This window comes from uncultured Desulfovibrio sp., from assembly GCF_944327235.1.
GTDB lineage: Bacteria > Desulfobacterota > Desulfovibrionia > Desulfovibrionales > Desulfovibrionaceae > Desulfovibrio.
In genome coordinates, this window is the sequence record NZ_CALVHE010000053.1 from 1 (window position 1) to 17,970 (window position 17,970).

General features: G+C 65.1%; 11 protein-coding genes. 7 read left to right on the forward strand and 4 right to left on the reverse strand.

Annotated features, from left to right (window positions below; genetic code table 11):
* Nucleotides 1-569: 569 nt before the first annotated feature.
* The 5 genes from Q0K00_RS08200 (at nt 570) to Q0K00_RS08220 (ending at nt 5,341) form a co-directional block, all read left to right on the forward strand.
* Nucleotides 570-1,265, forward strand: coding sequence for an ABC transporter permease (locus tag Q0K00_RS08200; protein ID WP_297228480.1), 696 nt, complete (start codon nt 570-572; stop codon nt 1,263-1,265).
* The gene (locus Q0K00_RS08205) at nt 1,262-1,918 is read left to right on the forward strand and encodes an ABC transporter ATP-binding protein (RefSeq protein ID WP_297228481.1); all 657 of its coding nucleotides are present in this window, start codon (nt 1,262-1,264) and stop codon (nt 1,916-1,918) included. The genes Q0K00_RS08200 and Q0K00_RS08205 overlap by 4 nt, the downstream gene beginning before the upstream one ends.
* A gap of 144 nt (nt 1,919-2,062) precedes the next feature.
* Nucleotides 2,063-3,808 carry an aldehyde ferredoxin oxidoreductase C-terminal domain-containing protein gene (locus Q0K00_RS08210; protein ID WP_297228482.1) on the forward strand — a complete coding sequence of 582 codons (1,746 nt, stop codon included), beginning with the start codon at nt 2,063-2,065 and terminating at the stop codon, nt 3,806-3,808.
* A gap of 335 nt (nt 3,809-4,143) precedes the next feature.
* Nucleotides 4,144-4,383, forward strand: coding sequence for a MoaD/ThiS family protein (locus Q0K00_RS08215; RefSeq protein WP_297228483.1), 240 nt, complete (start codon nt 4,144-4,146; stop codon nt 4,381-4,383).
* Nucleotides 4,384-4,408: 25 nt separating this feature from the next.
* The gene (locus Q0K00_RS08220) at nt 4,409-5,341 is read left to right on the forward strand and encodes a ThiF family adenylyltransferase (protein ID WP_297228484.1); all 933 of its coding nucleotides are present in this window, start codon (nt 4,409-4,411) and stop codon (nt 5,339-5,341) included.
* Nucleotides 5,342-5,717: 376 nt separating this feature from the next.
* Here the strand turns inward: Q0K00_RS08220 and Q0K00_RS08225 are convergent, their stop codons facing one another.
* From Q0K00_RS08225 to Q0K00_RS08235, 3 genes are all read right to left on the reverse strand, one after another.
* Nucleotides 5,718-7,667 carry a molybdopterin biosynthesis protein gene (locus Q0K00_RS08225; RefSeq protein ID WP_297228485.1) on the reverse strand — a complete coding sequence of 650 codons (1,950 nt, stop codon included), beginning with the start codon at nt 7,665-7,667 and terminating at the stop codon, nt 5,718-5,720.
* A 92-nt stretch (nt 7,668-7,759) separates the two neighbouring features.
* Nucleotides 7,760-9,037: a gephyrin-like molybdotransferase Glp gene (glp, locus tag Q0K00_RS08230; protein ID WP_297228486.1), complete on the reverse strand. Its 1,278-nt coding sequence runs from the start codon at nt 9,035-9,037 to the stop codon at nt 7,760-7,762.
* A 581-nt stretch (nt 9,038-9,618) separates the two neighbouring features.
* Entirely contained in the window at nt 9,619-12,867 is a 3,249-nt protein-coding gene (locus Q0K00_RS08235; RefSeq protein ID WP_297228487.1) for a DEAD/DEAH box helicase, read from the reverse strand.
* A gap of 301 nt (nt 12,868-13,168) precedes the next feature.
* Here Q0K00_RS08235 and Q0K00_RS08240 point away from each other — a divergent pair, with 301 nt between their 5' ends.
* A complete protein-coding gene (locus Q0K00_RS08240) occupies nt 13,169-14,692 on the forward strand; it encodes a peptide-binding protein (RefSeq protein ID WP_297228490.1) in 1,524 nt (507 codons plus the stop codon).
* A 203-nt stretch (nt 14,693-14,895) separates the two neighbouring features.
* On the opposite strand, the gene Q0K00_RS08245 is transcribed toward Q0K00_RS08240, so the two are convergent.
* Nucleotides 14,896-15,423 carry a hypothetical protein gene (locus Q0K00_RS08245; protein ID WP_297228488.1) on the reverse strand — a complete coding sequence of 176 codons (528 nt, stop codon included), beginning with the start codon at nt 15,421-15,423 and terminating at the stop codon, nt 14,896-14,898.
* 204 nt (nt 15,424-15,627) lie between these two features.
* On the opposite strand from Q0K00_RS08245, the gene Q0K00_RS08250 reads away from it, so the two are divergent.
* Nucleotides 15,628-17,793 (forward strand): bifunctional (p)ppGpp synthetase/guanosine-3',5'-bis(diphosphate) 3'-pyrophosphohydrolase, encoded by a 2,166-nt coding sequence (locus Q0K00_RS08250; RefSeq protein ID WP_297228489.1) that lies wholly within the window; start codon nt 15,628-15,630, stop codon nt 17,791-17,793.
* Nucleotides 17,794-17,970 lie beyond the last annotated feature (177 nt).

Below are 17,970 nucleotides of genomic sequence, written 5' to 3' on the forward strand. Positions count from 1 at the left end.
CCCAACGCGCTTTACTTGAGCGTTTTGCCTTTTTCAAAGGCAAAACGCGGGACAGCGCCGCCCTGCCAGACGTGAGCGGAGAACCGCGCTTTTCCGCGACGCGACAGGTCACAGGGTTTGACACGCAAAGCGTTTCAAATTGAAGATGCTCAATGAAGGATGAAGGGCAGGGCAACACGCAAGCCTCCTCCACCTGCCTCACCGGCAGAGGGAAAAGGGCCGGGATGACGCCCTCTGACAGGGATACGGGAAAGCTCCCGCCGTCCCGGAGAACCGGAGCGGCGAAGGCGCAAAGACGAACAGCAACACGACAACAACGCCGCAAGGCAACAACGCGGCAACACGGCAATGAAGCTCGGATCGTCTTGCCCGCAGCATGGGCGGTAGTGTCTCTCCGCGAAGGATTTTCAGATATTTCGGATAAATAAAAATTGTTGCCAAGAGGGGCCCGGTTTGCGGTGAGTGGCTCGTGTGCCACCTTGGCAAAAGCCACTGGCGGAGGGGAGCTTCCCCCAAAAAGACACTATGCGAGGGAGAGCACATCCGGCTGCGGGTGTTCGGGATGACGTATGGAATATCTGGCTGATGGTCTCGCGGCGGCTCTTCATCTGCTGCTGCATCTGGACGACGCCACCCGCGCCGCCATCGCGGCGACGCTCCTTTCCACCGGCTACGCCATGACGGCGGCCATGCTGCTTGGCCTGCCCGCGGGCTTTGCGCTGGGCTACGCGCGCTTTCCGGGGCAGCGTACGCTGCGGTTGATCTCGGATACGTTGCTGGCCTTTCCCACGGTGCTCATCGGCCTGCTGGTCTATGCCTTCATCACCTACCGGGGGCCGCTGGGGGAGTGGGGCCTGCTCTTCACCCTGCCGGGCATGGCCATCGGGCAGGCCGTGCTGGCTCTGCCCATTGTGGTCTCCTGGACGGCGCAGGCCGTGGAAGGTCTTGATCCGCGCTGCCGGGAAACGCTGCTCACGCTGGGGGCACGTCCGCTGCAGGTGGCCCGGCTCACGCTCTGGGAATGCCGCTACGCCATCGGCATGGTCTGCGTCACGGCTTTCGGCCGGGTCATCACCGAGGTGGGCATCGCCATGATGCTGGGCGGCAATATCCGTTACGCCACCCGCACCATGACCACGGCCATCGCGCTGGAGACCAGCAAGGGCGAATTCGCGCAGGGCATCGCCCTCGGACTGGTGCTCCTGCTCATGGCTTTCGGCGTCAATCTGCTGCTGGCGTTCTTTCGACGGAGGGGCAGGGCATGAGTCCGCTGTATGTGTGCCGGGATCTTGTCCAGCGCTACGAGGGCCGCGAGGTGTTGCGTCTGCCGGAGCTGACGGTGGACGAGGGCGAGGTGCTGGCCCTGACCGGCCCCAACGGCTGCGGCAAGTCCACCCTGCTGCGGCTGCTGGCTTTTCTGGAACGTCCCGCCTCCGGTCGGCTGCACTATGCGGGCGGGGAAGACCCACGACAGGAAGTGACGCTCCTCCTGCAGGATGCCTACCTCTTGCGCGCTTCGGTCTTTGCCAACGTGACGCTGGGGCTGCGGCTGCGACAGCAGCGGCAGGGGCTGCGCGACATCTATGAGGAATGTATGCGGGCCGTGGGCTTTGCCGAACCGGACGAGCTTGCCGGACGGGACCGGCGGGCCCTTTCCGGCGGTGAGCGTCAGCGCGTGGCGCTGGCGGCCCGCCTTGCCCTGCGACCGCGCGTCCTGCTGCTCGATGAGCCGACCTCCAGCGTGGACGCCCGCAGCGGCCGGGCCATCGTGGAGGCCGTGCGGTCCTGCGTGGATCGGGGGACAACGGTCATCTGCGCAACGCACGACAGGGCGCTCATGACGGCGCTGGCCGCGCGGGAGGTCGCCCTCGGCCGCCGCTGGGATGAAGGTGAGGCCGGGGCGGGCGGCGAAGCGTAAAAAACTCCCGCTTTCGGCGGCAGGTCGGAAACGGCGCCCAAAAGCGGGATTGTTCCGGCCGGAGCTTGCCGGGAAACGAGGGGCTTCCTAGACTGGCGGCAAATGAACCGCGAGTCCCGCCGCGCCGGGAAGGAGGAAGCACAGATGTTTCGTTTCTTGCGTGTGAACATGGCTGCCAAGACCTGCGTGTTTGAAGACATCCCGCAGGAGTATGCCGGTCTGGGCGGTCGTGCCCTGACGTCCACCATCGTGGCCCGTGAGGTGGATCCCACCTGTACGCCGCTGGGTCCCCATAACAAACTGGTCTTTGCGCCTGGTCTGCTGGGCGCGACCAACAGCCCCAACGGCAACCGCATCTCCGTGGGCTGCAAAAGTCCCCTGACCGAAGGCATCAAGGAATCCAACGCGGGCGGCCAGCCCGGCGGACATCTTGCCCGTCTGGGCATCCTCGCCATCATCGTGGAAGACATGGCCAGGGAAGGCGAGTGGTGGCAGCTTGAGATCGGGCAGGACAGCGCCCGTCTGGTGCCCTCCACCGTGGCGGGCTGCAACAACTTTGCCGCTGTGGAAAAGCTCGTGGAGACCTACGGCAAGGACTGCAGCTACATCACCATCGGCCGCGCCGGGGAATACCGGCTCACCGCGGCCAGCATCGCCTGCACCGACCGCGAACTGCGGCCCATGCGTCATGCCGGACGCGGCGGGGTCGGCGCGGTCATGGGGTCCAAGGGCCTCAAGGCCATCATCGTCAACCCTGAGGGCGGCCGCAACCATCCGCTGGTGGACGAGGCCGGTTTCCGTGAGGCCGCCAAGCGCTTCGCCAAGGCGCTGGCCGGACATCCCATCACGGGCAAGGGCCTTGCCGAATACGGCACCGCCGTGCTGGTGAACATCCTGCACGAAGCGGGCGGCCTGCCCACGGCCAACTTTACGGTGGGGCAGTTCGACAAGCACGAAGGCGTTTCCGGCGAGACGCTCAATGCGCTGACCAAGGAGCGCGGCGGCGAAGGCGCCGTGGCCCACGGCTGCATGAGCGGCTGCGTCATCCGCTGCAGCGGCATCCTGCCGGACAAGAAGGGCAAGTTCCAGAGCAAATGGCCCGAATATGAGACCCTGTGGAGCTTCGGCCCGCACTGCGGCATCGGTGAGCTGGACAAGGTCTCCCGCTTCGACTACCTCTGCGACGACTTCGGCGTGGATACCATCGACGTGGGCGTGGCCGTGGGCGTGGCCATGGCCGGCGGCGGCATCCCCTACGGCGATGCGGACGCGGCCCTCAAGGCTGTGGAAGGCATCAGCGAAGGCACGCCGCTGGGCCGCGTGCTGGGCTGCGGCGCGGCCACCACGGGCCGGGTGTTCGGCGTACGGCGCGTGCCCTGCGTCAAGGGCCAGAGCCTGCCCGCCTATGACCCGCGCGCGGTCAAGGGCGTGGGCGTCACCTACGCCACCACCCCGATGGGCGCCGACCACACCGCGGGCTATGCCGTCACGGCCAATATCCTGAATTGCGGCGGCAAGGTCGATCCGCTGAAAAAGGACGGGCAGATCGAACTCTCCCGCAATCTGCAGATCGCCACGGCGTCCGTGGATGCCGTGGGGCTGTGCCTCTTCACCGCCTTTGCCATCCTCGACGTGCCGGACGCGCTGCCCGCCGTGGTGGACATGCTCAACGCCAAGTTCGGCTGGAAGCTCACCGGCGACGACGTGGTCACGCTCGGCCAGCGTATCCTCTCCACGGAGATCGACTTCAACCGCCGGGCGGGCATCACCCAGGCGGCCGACCATCTGCCGGACTTCTTCGAGGACGAGGCCCTGCCGCCGCATAATACGACCTTCGACATCAGCCGCGACGAACTGAATACCGTATTCAACTGGATCGAAGAAAAGTAGCCTTCTTCGCTATCCTCCCGCCGTCCGTCCGGGCGGCGGGAGACAGCGAGGGCATCACTGACAGCATCTTTTCGGCGTCGGCGTCGTCCGCCGCGCCGCTTGTTTCCCCCGCCGTCGCCGGGTATGCTTCTCCGGACGGCTGTTCCGGGCGCAAGGGTCCGGGGCACGACACGACATGGCGCGTTCCGCCTTTGAAAAAGGCAAAACGCGAGGCGGCAGCACTGCGCTGCCCGGCCGAAGCCACGCGGAATGACCGCGTTTTTTCCGCGAAACGCCAGGCCGTATGGTTTGGAACGCGAAGCGCTTCAAACTGAAAATGCTCTAAAGGAGAGGATATGCGGATACTCGTCAAACTCAGCACGACCCTGCGGGACTGCGTGCCGGGCTATGACGCCGAGACCGGCTTGTCGCTGGACATGCCGGAGGGGGCAAGCGTGTGGGAACTGGCGCGGCATATCCATGTGCCGCCGGAAGAGATCAAGATAGTCATGATCAACGGACGTCAAAGCGAGGGTACCGATACCTTACGCGACGGGGATCGTGTGGCCCTTTTCCCGGCAGTCGGGGGAGGCTAGACGTCCGTTGATCATGACACCTTCCATGTCCATGCCTTCCGAGACGCGGCCTCTGCCCGCGGATGAGCTGCTGGCGTTCATCAGCGGCCATCCGGCGCGGCGCGGCCTTCCTGCTGACGGCGCGACGCCGCCGGATGCGGCGCACCCCCTCTTCGTGGAGCGGGAAGTGCTCGCGGATCTGGCCAGGCTGCGGGGCTGTCCCCTGCGGCAGATCATGGACGAATGTCTGTCCCGGCATATCTGGCCGGAACGCTTCCGAAGAAATTACGGCCTTTTTTCCGTTATGGCAATGCGTCGTCTGCTGGGAGCGCGGGTGCTGCTGGCGGGCTGCGGCGGCCTTGGCGGCCATCTGGCCGGGCTGCTGGCCCGGCTGGGCATCGGGGCTTTCGTGCTTTGCGATCCCGACAGCTTTACGGAAAGCAACCTCAACCGGCAGGCTTTCTGCACGGAAAGTACGCTGGGCAGGCCCAAGGCCGAGGTCGCCGCACAAGCCGTGCGGGACATGGCGGGCCATGCGGAGGTCGTGCCGCACATCCTGGCCGTCACGGCGGACAACCTGTCCGCGCTGCTCGACGGCGTGGACGTGGCGCTGGACTGTCTGGACTCTGTGACGGACAAAGCCCTCCTGGAAAATGCCTGCCTGCGGGCGGGCGTGCCCTTCGTGCACGGCGGCGTATTGCGGCACGAGGGCATGGTCTTTCGCAATGTGCCAGTGCCGGACAGTGCACCGGATGCCCTGCCTGACGCCGGGCTGCGCCGCCTCTATCCGCAGGGCCAGAGCGCGGCCGAACTGGACGCCGCACGGGCCGCCGGGGTCAGCGTGCTGTCCGTGGCCGGGACCGCCTGCCTCATGGCCGGACAGTGTCTGCGTATCCTGCTGGGCGAAGCCGCGCCCGGACTGGGCCGTCTGTATCATCTGGACAGCGGCCTCCCCGAACTGGAATCCTTTGCCTGGTAAGGGCGCTCAGAGCAGTTTCATGCGATTTACGGAAAAAGCGTGGTTTTTCCGTGTGTTCGGTTGCGGGTAGTCGCTCTCGCGACTACCAGAGCAATCTACATTTTCAATGTGGGATTGCTCTATCTGTTGAAATAAATTGAAAATTTATATTGAAAGGCCTTGGCCGGGTGACGCTGCGCTGTCGCCATGTTCCCCGCGAACCATCGTTCGGGAGACCAGCGGTCGGGGGATGGTCTGCGGGAGAAACCCTCCCCGTCATCCTCCAGAACAAGAGTTTTTGCGGGAGGAAAGGGGGGCGTGGGGGGGAAAGGAGGGGGCTTTTTGCAAAAAGCCTCCTCCTTTCCCCCCACATAACAAAACAACCTCTCCCTGCTCCCTACTCTGACGCGCGTCCCGGGTATTCCCAAATGACCTCGCCGGTGCGGGCCGTGCCGTAGCCGCCCAGGGCATCGACCTGTTCACGGAAGGCATCGGAGCGGATGACCTCCAGCAGGGCAAGCACAGGCTCCTCCCGCGCCAGCCGTTGCGGGATGACCAGGTCGTATTCCTCCACGCCGACAGGCACGAAATCCAGCCCCAGAGCGCGCGCGGCGGCGAGGACGCCCAGCCCGGCGTCCGCGCGGCCGGACAGCACGGCGGCGGCCACGTTCATGTGGGTGTATTCCTCGTCGCGGTACCCCTGGATGCGAGAGGGGGAGATCCCTTCGCGGGCCAGCAGGTGATCCAGCAGCACACGCGTGCCGCTGCCGCGCTGGCGGTTGATGAAACGGACGCCTTCGCGGGCCAGATCCGCCACGCCGCGCAGATGCAGCGGATCGCCGGGCCGCAGCATGAGCCCCTGTTCCCTGTCCACCAGCCGGATCAGCAGCATGGGCTCGTCGAGCAGTTCGGCTATGGCCTGCCGGTTGTAGACGCCGTCCGCCCCGAGCAGATGGCAGCCCGCCAGATGGCAGCGGCGGCGGGCCAGCGCCTGCAGGCCGCCCAGCGAGCCGACATGGGCGGAGGTGAGGCGGAAAGCCGGGTGGGTACGGCGCAGCAGGCCGTCCAGCAGATCGAGGGTGTTGTCGTGACTGCCGATGGCCAGCAGCGCGCCGTGCAGGCTTTTGCGCGAGCGGAGGAGTTCCACGGATACGGGCACGTCCGCATCCAGCCCTTCGCAGGCGGCGGGGATGGTCAGGATGCCGTCGGCGCGGCTGAGGCTGGTCACGGTCCCCGCGCCGCGCGACAGGGGGACGGCGATGATGGTCTCATCCACCTCGCCCAGTTTGACGCGCAGGCGCTCTTCCATGCCCGGCCGCGAGGGCAGCGGATAGCAGGGCAGGGCCATGACGCGCTCGCGTTGCGGCAGGGGACGGCGTTGTCGGCGGGCCAGCAGGGGCAGGAGGAACTCCTCCACGGCCACGCAGGCCGAGACCGGGTAGCCCGGCGCGCCCATGACCGGACGGCCGCGCACGAGGCCGAGGACAGTGGGCTTGCCGGGCATGACGGCGACGCCGTGTACCAGCAGTTCCCCCATGTCCCGGACCACCTGCGCGGTATAGTCGCGGCTGCCCGCCGAGGAACCGGCATTGAGCAGCACCACGTCCGCGCCGTCGTCCAGCGCCGCGTCGATGGCCGAGGCGATGGCGGCGGGATCGTCGGGCACGATGGCGCGGATGTCCGCCACGCCGCCCGCCTCCTCGATCATGGCCGAGAAGATGAGGGAATTGAATTCGGGCAGCACGCGTCCGCTGTTCAGGTCCTCTTCCCGCGCGTCGGCAAGGGGCACGATCTCCGAACCGCTGGGGATGACGGCCACGCGCGGCCGGACGAATACCGGCACGTCCAGCACGCCGCCCGCCGCCAGCGCGCCCAGCTCGCAGGGGCCGATGCGCGTGCCGGGCGCAAGGATGATCTCCGTGCGGACCATGTCCTCCCCCAGCTTGCGGACATGCTGCCAGGGGAAGGCGGCTTTCTCGATGACCACATGGCGGCCGTCGGCCTCGCTGATCACATGTTCCACCATGATGACGGCATTACAGCCTTCGGGCAGGGGGTGGCCGGTATTGATCCAGTGGGCCTGCGTGCCCACTTCCAGATGCAGGGGATGCTGCGGGCAGGCGTTGAACGTCTCTTCGGCGCGGACGGCGATGCCGTCCATGGCCGCGCCGTGGAAAGCCGGAGAGGAACGGCGGGCGGCCACGGGGCGGGCGGTGATGCGGTGCAGGGCCGCGCCGAGGGGGACGGACTCCTCCGGCAGAGGGGCGTCGTCCAGCGCCGCGAACCAGCGGCGGCGGGCGTCTTCGGGGGAGAGCAGCGTCAGATAGGCCGTGCGTTTCGTTTCCATGATCTCCTCGTGAGGGCAGGGGGCGGCGGGAGCGGGCAGCAAAAAAATGGGACGCGGCGGAACGCGACCGGATGACGGACGGGGCGGCGGGATCAGGACAGGTCGTCCAGCAGCTCCACCTCCACGATCTCGTCGGCATAGAGCCCTTCGCGGTTCTCCGGGCAGACCACGAGACCGTCGGCCTGCGTCAGACCGGAGATGCAGCCTGACGGCCCGGTAAGGGGGACGGCCCGCCAGCGCACGGGCGGACGATCCGTCGTTACGGGACATTGGTCCGGCGGCAGGGCCTCCAGCCGCACGCGGATGTAGTCCCGCCGTCCCTGCGCCGAGGCCAGCGGTCGGCTCAGGATAGCCGTCGTGCCGGGGACGGGCCGGATGTCCCCGCTCGCGCCCTGCAGATGCCGCAGCAGGGGGCGCAGGAAGACGTGGGCGCAGATGAGGGCGCTGCTCACATGGCCGGGCAGCCCCATGAGGCAGACAGCTCCCTTGCGGGCAAGGATGAAGGGCTTGCCCGGGCTGAGGGCCACGCCGTGACAAAGCAGCTCGCCGCCCGTGCCGCCGGTGAACACTTCCACCGTGTGATCCCGCATACCCGCCGAGGAGCCGCCGGACACCACGACCACGTCCTGCGTGGCGCAGAGGGCGTCCACGGCGGCACGCAGGGCTTCGGGATCGTCCGGTACGAGTCCGGCCTGCGTGACGACAGCGCCGCAGCGACGGCAGAGGGCCGCGAGGCTGTGGGCATTGACATCCCGTATCTGGCCGGGAGCGGGCGTGGCGGTCACGGGCACCACCTCGTCCCCGGTGGAGAGGATGCCCACGCGGGGGCGGCGGCGCACGAGCGTGCGCGTCAGGCCAAAGGCCGCCAGTAGGCCGATCTCCTGCGGACGCAGAGGATGCCCCTGCGGCAGGCAGATCCGTCCGGCGGCGGCGTCCTCGTCATGGAGCAGCACATTCTCGCCGGGGGCGACGCTGCGGGTCAGCTCCACCAGCCGCTCCCCCGCCGGGCGGGAATATTCCACCATGACCACGGCGTCCGCGCCGGAGGGCAACATGCCGCCCGTGAGGATGCGGGCCGCCTGGCCCTCTTCCAGCGTCAGTTCGGCCGCTTCGCCCATACGGCAGTCCCCGGCGATGTCCAGCAGGGCCGGGGACGCCTCCTGCGCGCCGAACACGTCCCGCGCCCGGACGGCAAAGCCGTCCACGGTGGAGCGGTCAAAACCGGGCAGATCATGCGGGGCCGCCAGCGGGGCGGCGGAAAAGCGCGACAACGCCTCGTCCAGCGGCGCCTCCTCCGGCGGCAGGGGAGGGAAGGCGCGCAGATGGGCAAGGACATCTTCCACGGACTGGAGCTTGAGAAAGGCTTTCATGCGGTTTTCCCGGAGTGTGTGACAGAAACGGCCGAAGCGCTGGAACGTCGGAACGATAGCGTAGGGCAGGGCAGCGGCCACGCCGCCAATGACGGCGGCTGAAAGGCAGCCTACACCATTCTGCCCCCAAGGAAAAGCGGCGGCTCCCGCAATAGAGGCCGTGCAGGAGGGCAGGGGAGAGGGAGGTCCCTCGCTTTGCTGTCGATGCCCGTAAGGCTATTCGTTGTTTGTTTTGGGGGGAAGGGGAACCCCTCGCTCTGCTGTCGATGCCTGTAAGGCCTTACGGCCTAACAGGCACGGCCCTGCGGGCCGCCTTTCGGTCGCGCTCTGCTGTCGATGCCCGTAAGGCTCCTTTGTCGCCTAACGGGCACGGCCCTGCGGGCCGCCTTTCGGTCGCCGCCTGCGCGGGAGGGGTTCCCCTTCCCCCCAAGCCCCCCATCCCTTATTGAGATCGGACACGATTTCCATGCGGATCCGCTCAAGGAGGGAAAATGCTCATGGAAAAAAGGGAAGCAGGCCGTTGCGCCATGCTTCCCTTGTCCGTATTTCCGCGTGTCCCGGCAGGCCGGAACGCCGTGCCGTTACACCTCGAACAGCATCTCCAGGTCCTCGCGAGTGAGGGACTTCCAGGTGTCCTGTCCGGGGATAATGGCCTCGGCTACGCCGCGCTTGGCTTCCTGTAACTTGAGGATCTTTTCTTCCACCGTGTTTTGGCAGATGAGCTTGTACGAAAAGACCTGTCGCGTCTGGCCGATGCGGTGCGTGCGGTCGGTGGCCTGACTTTCCACGGCCGGGTTCCACCACGGGTCGTAGTGGATGACGTAATCCGCGCTGGTCAGGTTGAGGCCCGTGCCGCCGGCCTTGAGGGAGATGAGGAAGATGGGGATGTCCGGGCTGTTGTTGAACCTGTCCACCTGCTCGAAGCGATCCTTGCTCGCGCCGTCGAGGTAGCAGAAAGGCAGCTGCGAGAATTCCAGCCACTGCCGGATGATGTGCAGCATCTGCACGAACTGCGAGAAGACGAGCACCTTGTGGCCGCCTTCCACGATCTCCTGCACCATGTCCTTGAAGGCGTCGAACTTGCCGGAGGGCAGGTTGTTGGAAAAGCCGGGCATGTCGAGCTTGAGCAGGCGCGGATGGCAGCAGATCTGCCGCAGCTTGAGCAGGGCGTCCAGGATGGACATCTGGCTTTTGGCCAGACCCTTTTCGTCCACGTCGGCCAGCACCTGCGCCCGCAGCTTGCGGGCAAGGGCGGCGTAGAGTTCGGCCTGCGCCTCTTCCAGCGCGCAGCAGGTGACGCTCTCCACCTTGGGCGGCAGGTCCTTGGCCACTTCGGCCTTGGTGCGGCGCAGGATGAAGGGGCGCACGCGGGTGCGCAGGTATTCCAGCGTCTCGGCGTCGCCGTCCTTGATGGGCTTGACGATGCCGCGCTGGAAGGCGTGTTGCGAGCCGAGGAAGCCCGGCATGAGGAACTCGAACAGGCTCCAGAGCTCGAAGAGGTTGTTCTCGATGGGCGTGCCGGAGAGGCAGAGCCGCATACGCGCATTGATGCGCCGCACGGCGCGGGCCGTGATGGTATTGGGGTTCTTGATGTTCTGGGCCTCATCGAGGATGACGGTATTGAACTCGTATTTCTCCATCTCCTCGAGGTCGCGGCGGAGCAGGGCATAGGTCGTGATGACCAGATCCGACTCCGCGATGTGCTTGAACATGCCTTCACGCCGGGTGCCGTAGATGGTCAGGCGGCGCAGGTGCGGCACGAACTTCTCCGCTTCGCGCTCCCAGTTGGGCAGCACGGAGGTGGGCACCACGATGAGGTTGGGGCCTTCGTAATGATGTTCCACCATGTGCTCGATGAAGGCGAGCGTCTGCACGGTCTTGCCGAGGCCCATCTCGTCGGCCAGGATGCCGCCGAAGCCGTATTCGGACAGGAAGTTGAGGTAGGAAAGCCCCTGCAGCTGGTACGAGCGCAAGGTGGCCTGCAACTTCTGCGGCGCGGGCACCGGACGCACCTCCCGGAAGGAGCGGATCTTCTCGCGCAGGTTGTTCCAGAAGGAGTCCGTGCTCGCGCCGGGCAGGTCCTCGAGCAGGCTGTCCAGCACAGGCGCTTCAAATTGCTTGAACTTGGTCTGCGGCGGCTTGCTTGGGTCAAGGCCCAGCGCGGTGAGCTTGTGGGCGATCTTCTCCAGCCATTCCTGCGGCAGGCTGGTATAGGAGCCGTCCTTGAGCTGCACATAGCGCTTGCCGCGCGTCCAGGCCTTCCAGATCTTTTCCAGCGGCAGGGACTGGCCCTCGTAATCCACGGAGATGTCCAGCGAGAACCACTTTTCCTTCTCGTTGCTCACCACCTGCGCGGTGATGGTGCTCTTGGCCGTGCGCACCTTGTAGCGGGAAAGGGCTTTCTCGCCGTAGACGCGGTAATAGTCCACCAGCTTGGGGTAGGAATCCAGCAGGAAGGAGATGGCCTCCTCCGGTTCGAGGAACCACAGGCGGTTGGAACGGGACTGGAAGTCCATGGCCGCCAGCTCGCTCATGAGCTGGGCCTCCTCGTCCTGATGCCGCCGCACCAGATAGGTCTGCCCCTCATAGGTGTAACTGCCGGTCTGGAAATCGGGATTGGGACCGTTGAGCGTGAACTCGCCGTGCTTGGTCTCGTAGATGTTGTCGATCTCCAGCGTGAGCAGGCTGCCTTCCTCGTCCAGGAAGAGCTTGGGATTGTAGGTGGCGGGCTGGAACACCGGCTCCATCTGGCGCAGGAACTGCTGCGGCTCGTACAGTTCCGAGGCGGGCAGGCGCGTCCACACCCGGTCGAGGAACTCGGAGATCTCCTCGTGCGGCACCACGGGGCGCTCGTAGATGAGTCGCCGCACCAGCGAGGGCGCAAGCCCCGTCTGCACGGGATAGAAATTGTGCTGATAGCAGACCCAGAGCGGCATCTGCCCGTGGAAGGTGATGGGCGCGGCCTCTGGGCTGCTCTCGTCGCGCGCCTCTCCGCCATTGCTGACGATGGGCAGGGGCTGGCGGCCCTCACGCTTGAGCAGCACGTCGAAGCAGAATCCGGCATCGTCCAGATTGGGCTTGAGCTTGAGGGCAAAGGGCGTGCTCTCGATGCGGCAGGGCTTGTCCGTATCCTTCCAGAGCAGGTAATATTCCCGCCGCACGGCCCAGAAGAACCACGAGGTCAGGCCGTTGGGGATCTCCACCCGGTGGCCGTAATAGTCGAGGTGCTGGCCGATCTGCTTGGCCACCAGCGGCAGCTGCGGCGAGAACTCGCACCAGCCGGGATTATGGATGATCTGCTCCAGCGTCACTTCATTATGTACGCTGGAAAGGCCGGACTTGTTCTGCCGCCCCCGGAAGAAGGAGACCAGCAGGCGGCCGGGTTCCGGCTCGAAACGGAAGATGAGATAATGCCGCCCCGGCTCCGGCTCCATGTCCGTGGAAAAGAAGGTGCGGAAGCTTTCCTTCCAGTCCGAGACGGGAGCGGGCACGGCCTCGTCGTTGCCCTGCTCCTTGCGCAGCTCCTCCAGCAGGCGCAGGGCCAGCGCCGCCACATGCCGACAGATGCCCGTGAAGGCGTCCGAACAATTGCACTGGTGGCGCGTGCTGCGGTCGGAAAGGGTAAAGGTGAGGCTGGGCGTATAGACCTGCAGGTCCTCGCCCTGGATGAGGCCCTGCACTTCCCAGGGATCGCCCTCCTGGATATTTATTTTTTGCACACCGCCTTCGGAAAGGATAGGGTAGGCCGTGTCGCGGATATATTCGGGGACGGAATCGTGGAGGAAGGCCTCGCACATCTCCGTGATGACAACTTGTTCGGATCTGCTCATACTTCTCCCACCCTGCCGCTGCGGCAGGGGCATAACGACAATTTTGAGTCAATAGCACAAACCAAACCCTAAAGGCAACAAAAGATTCCAAGTTATGTACAATCGTTATCAAAAACCGCGCAACGACAGATGGACAGGCCCTTGCGGGGTTTTCTCCCGTCGGGTCGTCAGGGCGGCGGCAAGGCTCTTTTGCGCCGGTTTTCTTGGCGCTGCGCTGCTGTTTGGAGGCGTCAGCCCCGTTTTGGCCCAGTCTGAGGCCCCCGGGAAGGGGGCATCCGCCCAGAATCCGTACTCCACCCCCGTGGACGGGGACCGCATCCTGTTCGGCAGCATCGGGGAGGCCTCCAACCTCATCCCCTACCTGACCTCGGACTCCGCTTCGCACGAGGTGGCCGACATGCTCTATGTGGCCCCCCTGCGCATGAACAAGGACCTTGAGCCGGAAGTCTGGGCGGCGGAGAGCTACAGCGTGGAGGACGAGGGCAGGCGTTACCGCTTCACCCTGCGCAAGGGCATCCTCTGGGAAGACGGTGTGGAACTCACGGCCGAGGACGTGGCCTTCACCTGGAAACTCGTCTGCGATCCGGCCACGGCCAGCCCCTATGCCGACGACTTCCTGCGCGTCAAGGACCTGAAAGTCATCGACCGTTATACTTTTGAAGTGCTGTACGATCAGTTCTTTGCCCGCGGCATCTTCACCTGGATGCAGCCCATCCTGCCCAAGCATGTCCTGGAAGGGCAGAACATCCGGCAAACGCCCTTTTCCCGCAAGCCCGTGGGGGCCGGGCCCTATCGACTCAAGAGCTGGGAGCCCGGCGCGCGCATCACGCTGGCGGCCTCGCCCACCTACTTTGCCGGACGCCCGCATATCGACGAGGTGGTGTTCCGCATCATCCCGGACATGGCCACCATGTTTCTGGAAACACGGGCCGGGCAGCTCGATCTCATGAATCTGACCCCCCTCCAGTACCTGCGGCAGACCTCCGGCCCGGAATGGCGGAAAAATTTCAACAAATACCGCTACCTCGGCAGCGCCTACGTCTTTCTCGGCTTCAACATGGAGCAGCCCTTCTTTCAGGATGTGCGCGTGCGCCGGGCCATCTCGCAGGCCATCGACCGGCGGGACATCGTCGATGTGGTGCTGCTGGGCGAGGGGGAACCGGCCTTCGGCCCCTACAAGCCCGGCACATGGGCTTACCATCCCCGCCTCAAGCCCGTGGCACGCGATCGCGACGCCGCCCGCGCCCTGCTGGCCGAAGCCGGTTTCCGGGACACGGACGGCGACGGCATCCTTGACAAGGACGGCAAGCCCCTCGCCTTCACCATCCTGACCAATCAGGGCAACGAGGAACGCATCCTCACGGCCACGCTCATCCAGAGCCAGCTCAAAAAGGTCGGCATCGCCGTGGAGATCCGCGTGGTGGAATGGGCGGCCTTCATCCGCGAATTCGTGAACAAGGGACGTTTCGACGCCGTCATGCTCGGCTGGACCATCACCTCCGACCCGGACATCTATCAGGTCTGGCACAGCTCGCAGGCCGTGGAGGGCGGCCTGAACTTCACCCGCTACAAGAATCCCGAACTGGACCGCCTGCTCGAAGAGGCCCGCATCACCCCGGATCAGGAAAAGCGCAAGCGTCTCTACTGGCGCGTGCAGGAAGTGCTGGCCGACGATCAGCCCTATTGCTTCCTTTATGTGCCGTACTCCCTGCCCGTGGTGCAAAAGCGCTTCATGGGCATCAAGCCCGCCTTGGCCGGCATCATGTACAACTTCGAGGACTGGTGGGTGCCGCGCGCCCTGCAACGGCATACGCTGACGCCGTAAAAGGGCGGTACGTGAGGGGTTTTCCCGGGGAGGATGGAAGAGCGTCGCGGGCCGCGCGTCCGCTCGTCGTCTGTCCGCCCCCCGGCGGGATGGAGGAGGAAGAGAGAGGGAAGGGCCTCCGGGCGCATGTGCGGAAAAGAAAAACGGAGGAGGGGTAGACCCTCCTCCGTAGCAAGACGGCGGAAAACAGGGGAAAGGGGCGATCAGGCGGCCTTGGCCCCGCCGCTCTTTATCTGTTTTTGCAGGTCGCTGATGAGCTGCTTGATCTGGGCCACGGCCTGCTTGGCTTCGGGGTTCTGCTGGGCCTGCGCGGAAAGTTCGGCCATCTGCTGGATCAGGCTTTCCAGTTCCTTCTGCATGGCTTCCAGAGCTTCGGCATCTACATCTTCGGCGCGGTTGACTTCAAAGTCGCCTTCTTCATTGATGCCGAGGGCAGCGCGGTAGTCGTCGGCCAGGCTGGGAGACGCAGCCGCTTCTTCAGGTGCGGCGGAGGTATCGTCCAGCGCCGAACTCGTGGCGGCCCGGTTTTTCTCGTTCAGCATGGCCGCGGCCAGCGCCCGGCCTTCCTCGGAAATGGTCACCGTATCGCCTCGCTGGCTGGCGGCAACGATGTGGCTGGAAAAGGAACCGCCCTGACCGCCGACCCGCGAGACGTTTTGTGACTGCATGATCCCGGCAAGGGGCGATTGTTTTTGCTGACTATCAGCGGAAAGCAGCGAAGACAAATCCATGATATTCCTCCGGCAAGAATTTCCTCTGCTGCCGAAAAAATGCAAGAAAAATACCAGCGTGCTCTTGCCGGGGGCGCTGCCGCCGACCGTTGACAAGCGGGCATACTTGTCGGACAGTCAAGAGAGGCAAGCGTGTGTCATGTCGTGTCCGGCGGCATGGCGGCACGTCAACGTCCTATCCTTCCTACCCTTCATGAGGCGGCCATGATCCGTATTCAGGAAATTCTCGACAAGGTGGCGGCGGGCAATCCCGACGCCGATCTGGAGCTTATACAGCGGGCCTATGTCTTTGCCGCCACGGCCCACGCGGGGCAGACGCGCCTTTCCGGGGAGCCGTACCTCTCGCATCCGCTGGCGGTGGCCTATACGCTGGCGGAGATGGGTTTCGACGAGCCGACGGTGGCCGCGGGCCTTTTGCACGATACGGTAGAGGACACCAAGGCCACCATCGAGGAGATCGACGACAATTTCGGTGAGGAAGTGGCCGACATCGTGGACGGGGTGACCAAAATCAGCCTCATCCCCTTCGACAACAAGGAAGAGGCGCAGGCGGAGAACATCCGCAAGATGATCCTCGCCATGAGCCATGACATGCGCGTGCTCATGGTCAAGCTGGCCGACCGTCTGCACAACATGCGGACGCTGGATTTCCAGAAGGCCTACAAGCAGCGGCGCATTGCGCAGGAGACGATGGACATCTACGCGCCGCTGGCCAATCGTCTCGGCCTCTACCTGCTCAAGCGCGATCTGGAGGACCTGAGTTTCAAGTATCTCCAGCCGGACATCTACAATCAGATCGACCACTGGCTCGACAAGCATCAGGTGGTGGAAAAGAAGATCATCGAGAAGGTGGTCTCGCTCATTCGCGACCTGCTGGATTCCAACAAGGTCAGCGGGCAGGTCTACGGCCGCATCAAGCACAAGTACAGCATCTGGAAGAAGATGCAGTCCCAGAACCTCACGCTGGACGAGATGCACGACATCATGGCCTTCCGCGTGCTGGTGAAGGACATCCGCGACTGTTACGCGGTGCTGGGGCTGGTGCATTCGCAGTGGAAGCCGGTACACGGGCGCTTCAAGGACTATATCTCCATGCCCAAGTCCAACGGCTACCAGAGCCTGCATACCACGGTCATCGGGCCGGAGGGCGAGCGCATCGAGATACAGATACGCACCGAGGACATGCACCGGCAGGCCGAGCACGGCGTGGCGGCCCACTGGCTGTACAAGGAAAAGGGGCGCGTCAACCCGCGCGACCTGGAGCAGTTCTCCTGGCTGCGGGAGATCTTCGAGCGGCAGGGGGACGAGGCGGACTCGCGCGAGTTCATGCATTCCCTCAAGCTCGACCTCTTCAAGGACGAGGTCTACGTCTACACGCCCGCCGGACAGGTCAAGGAACTGCCCGAAGGGGCCACGCCGCTGGACTTCGCCTTCCTCATCCATACCAAGGTGGGCCATCACTGCGCCGGAGCCAAGATCAACGGCCGTCTCATGCCGCTGGGCACGCCGCTCAAGAACGGCGATACGGTGGAGATCATCACCGACCCCGCGCGCAATCCCAACCGGGACTGGCTCAAGATGGTCAAGACGGCCCGCGCCCGTACCCGTATCCAGCGCTATCTGCGTACCGAGGAGCGCGCCCACGCCATCACGCTGGGCCGTGACATGCTGGAGAAGGAAGGCCGCAAGATGAATCTCAATGTCAGCCGCGCCACCAAGGACGGCCATCTGGCCATCGTGGCGCAGGACATGAATTTCGAGAATGCGGACGAACTGACCGCCGCCGTGGGCTATGCCCACATCACGCCCCGTCGTGTGCTCAACAAGCTTTATGCCGTCATGCATCCCGAAGCCGCTGCCGCCGAACAGCCCGCCGCGCCCAGCATCAAGGAAAGCAAGGAGACCGCCAAGCGCAAGAGCGAGGGCGTGGGCATCTCCGGCGTGGACGGCGTGCTCATGCGTTTTGCCAAGTGCTGCAATCCTGTGCCCGGCGATCCCATCATCGGTTACATCAGTCGCGGCATGGGCGTGACCGTGCACCGCGCCGACTGCGCCAATGTGGCCAGTATGGAGCCGGAGCGCCTCATCTCCGTGCACTGGGACGGCGCGGAAGAGCAGCAGAAGCCGTACGAGGCGGGCATCTTCATCCTGGCGAAGAACGAGCGCGGCGTGCTGGCCAATGTCACCCAGACGCTGGCCGGGGCCGACATCAACATCATGACCCTGACCGCCAGAAGCCTGCTGGACGGGCGCTCCGAGATCCGCGTCACCGTGGAAGTCAAGGATGCCAGCCAGCTCTATCAGCTCATCGAGGATATCCGCAAGCTGCCGCTCATCCTGGAAGTGGTGCGCGATACGGAAGACGCCTGACGCGGCGGGCAGTGTCCTTTCATTCCTTCCTTTCTTTTCTGCCGCTGGATGGTGGCTGCTGCCCGGCATCCGGGTTTGGTCGCCTGCGCGGCGGGCGGCAGGGGGGGGGGGGGGGGGGGCCCCCCCCCCCCCCCCCCCCCCCCCCCCCCCCCCCCCCCCCCCCCCGGGGGGGGGGGG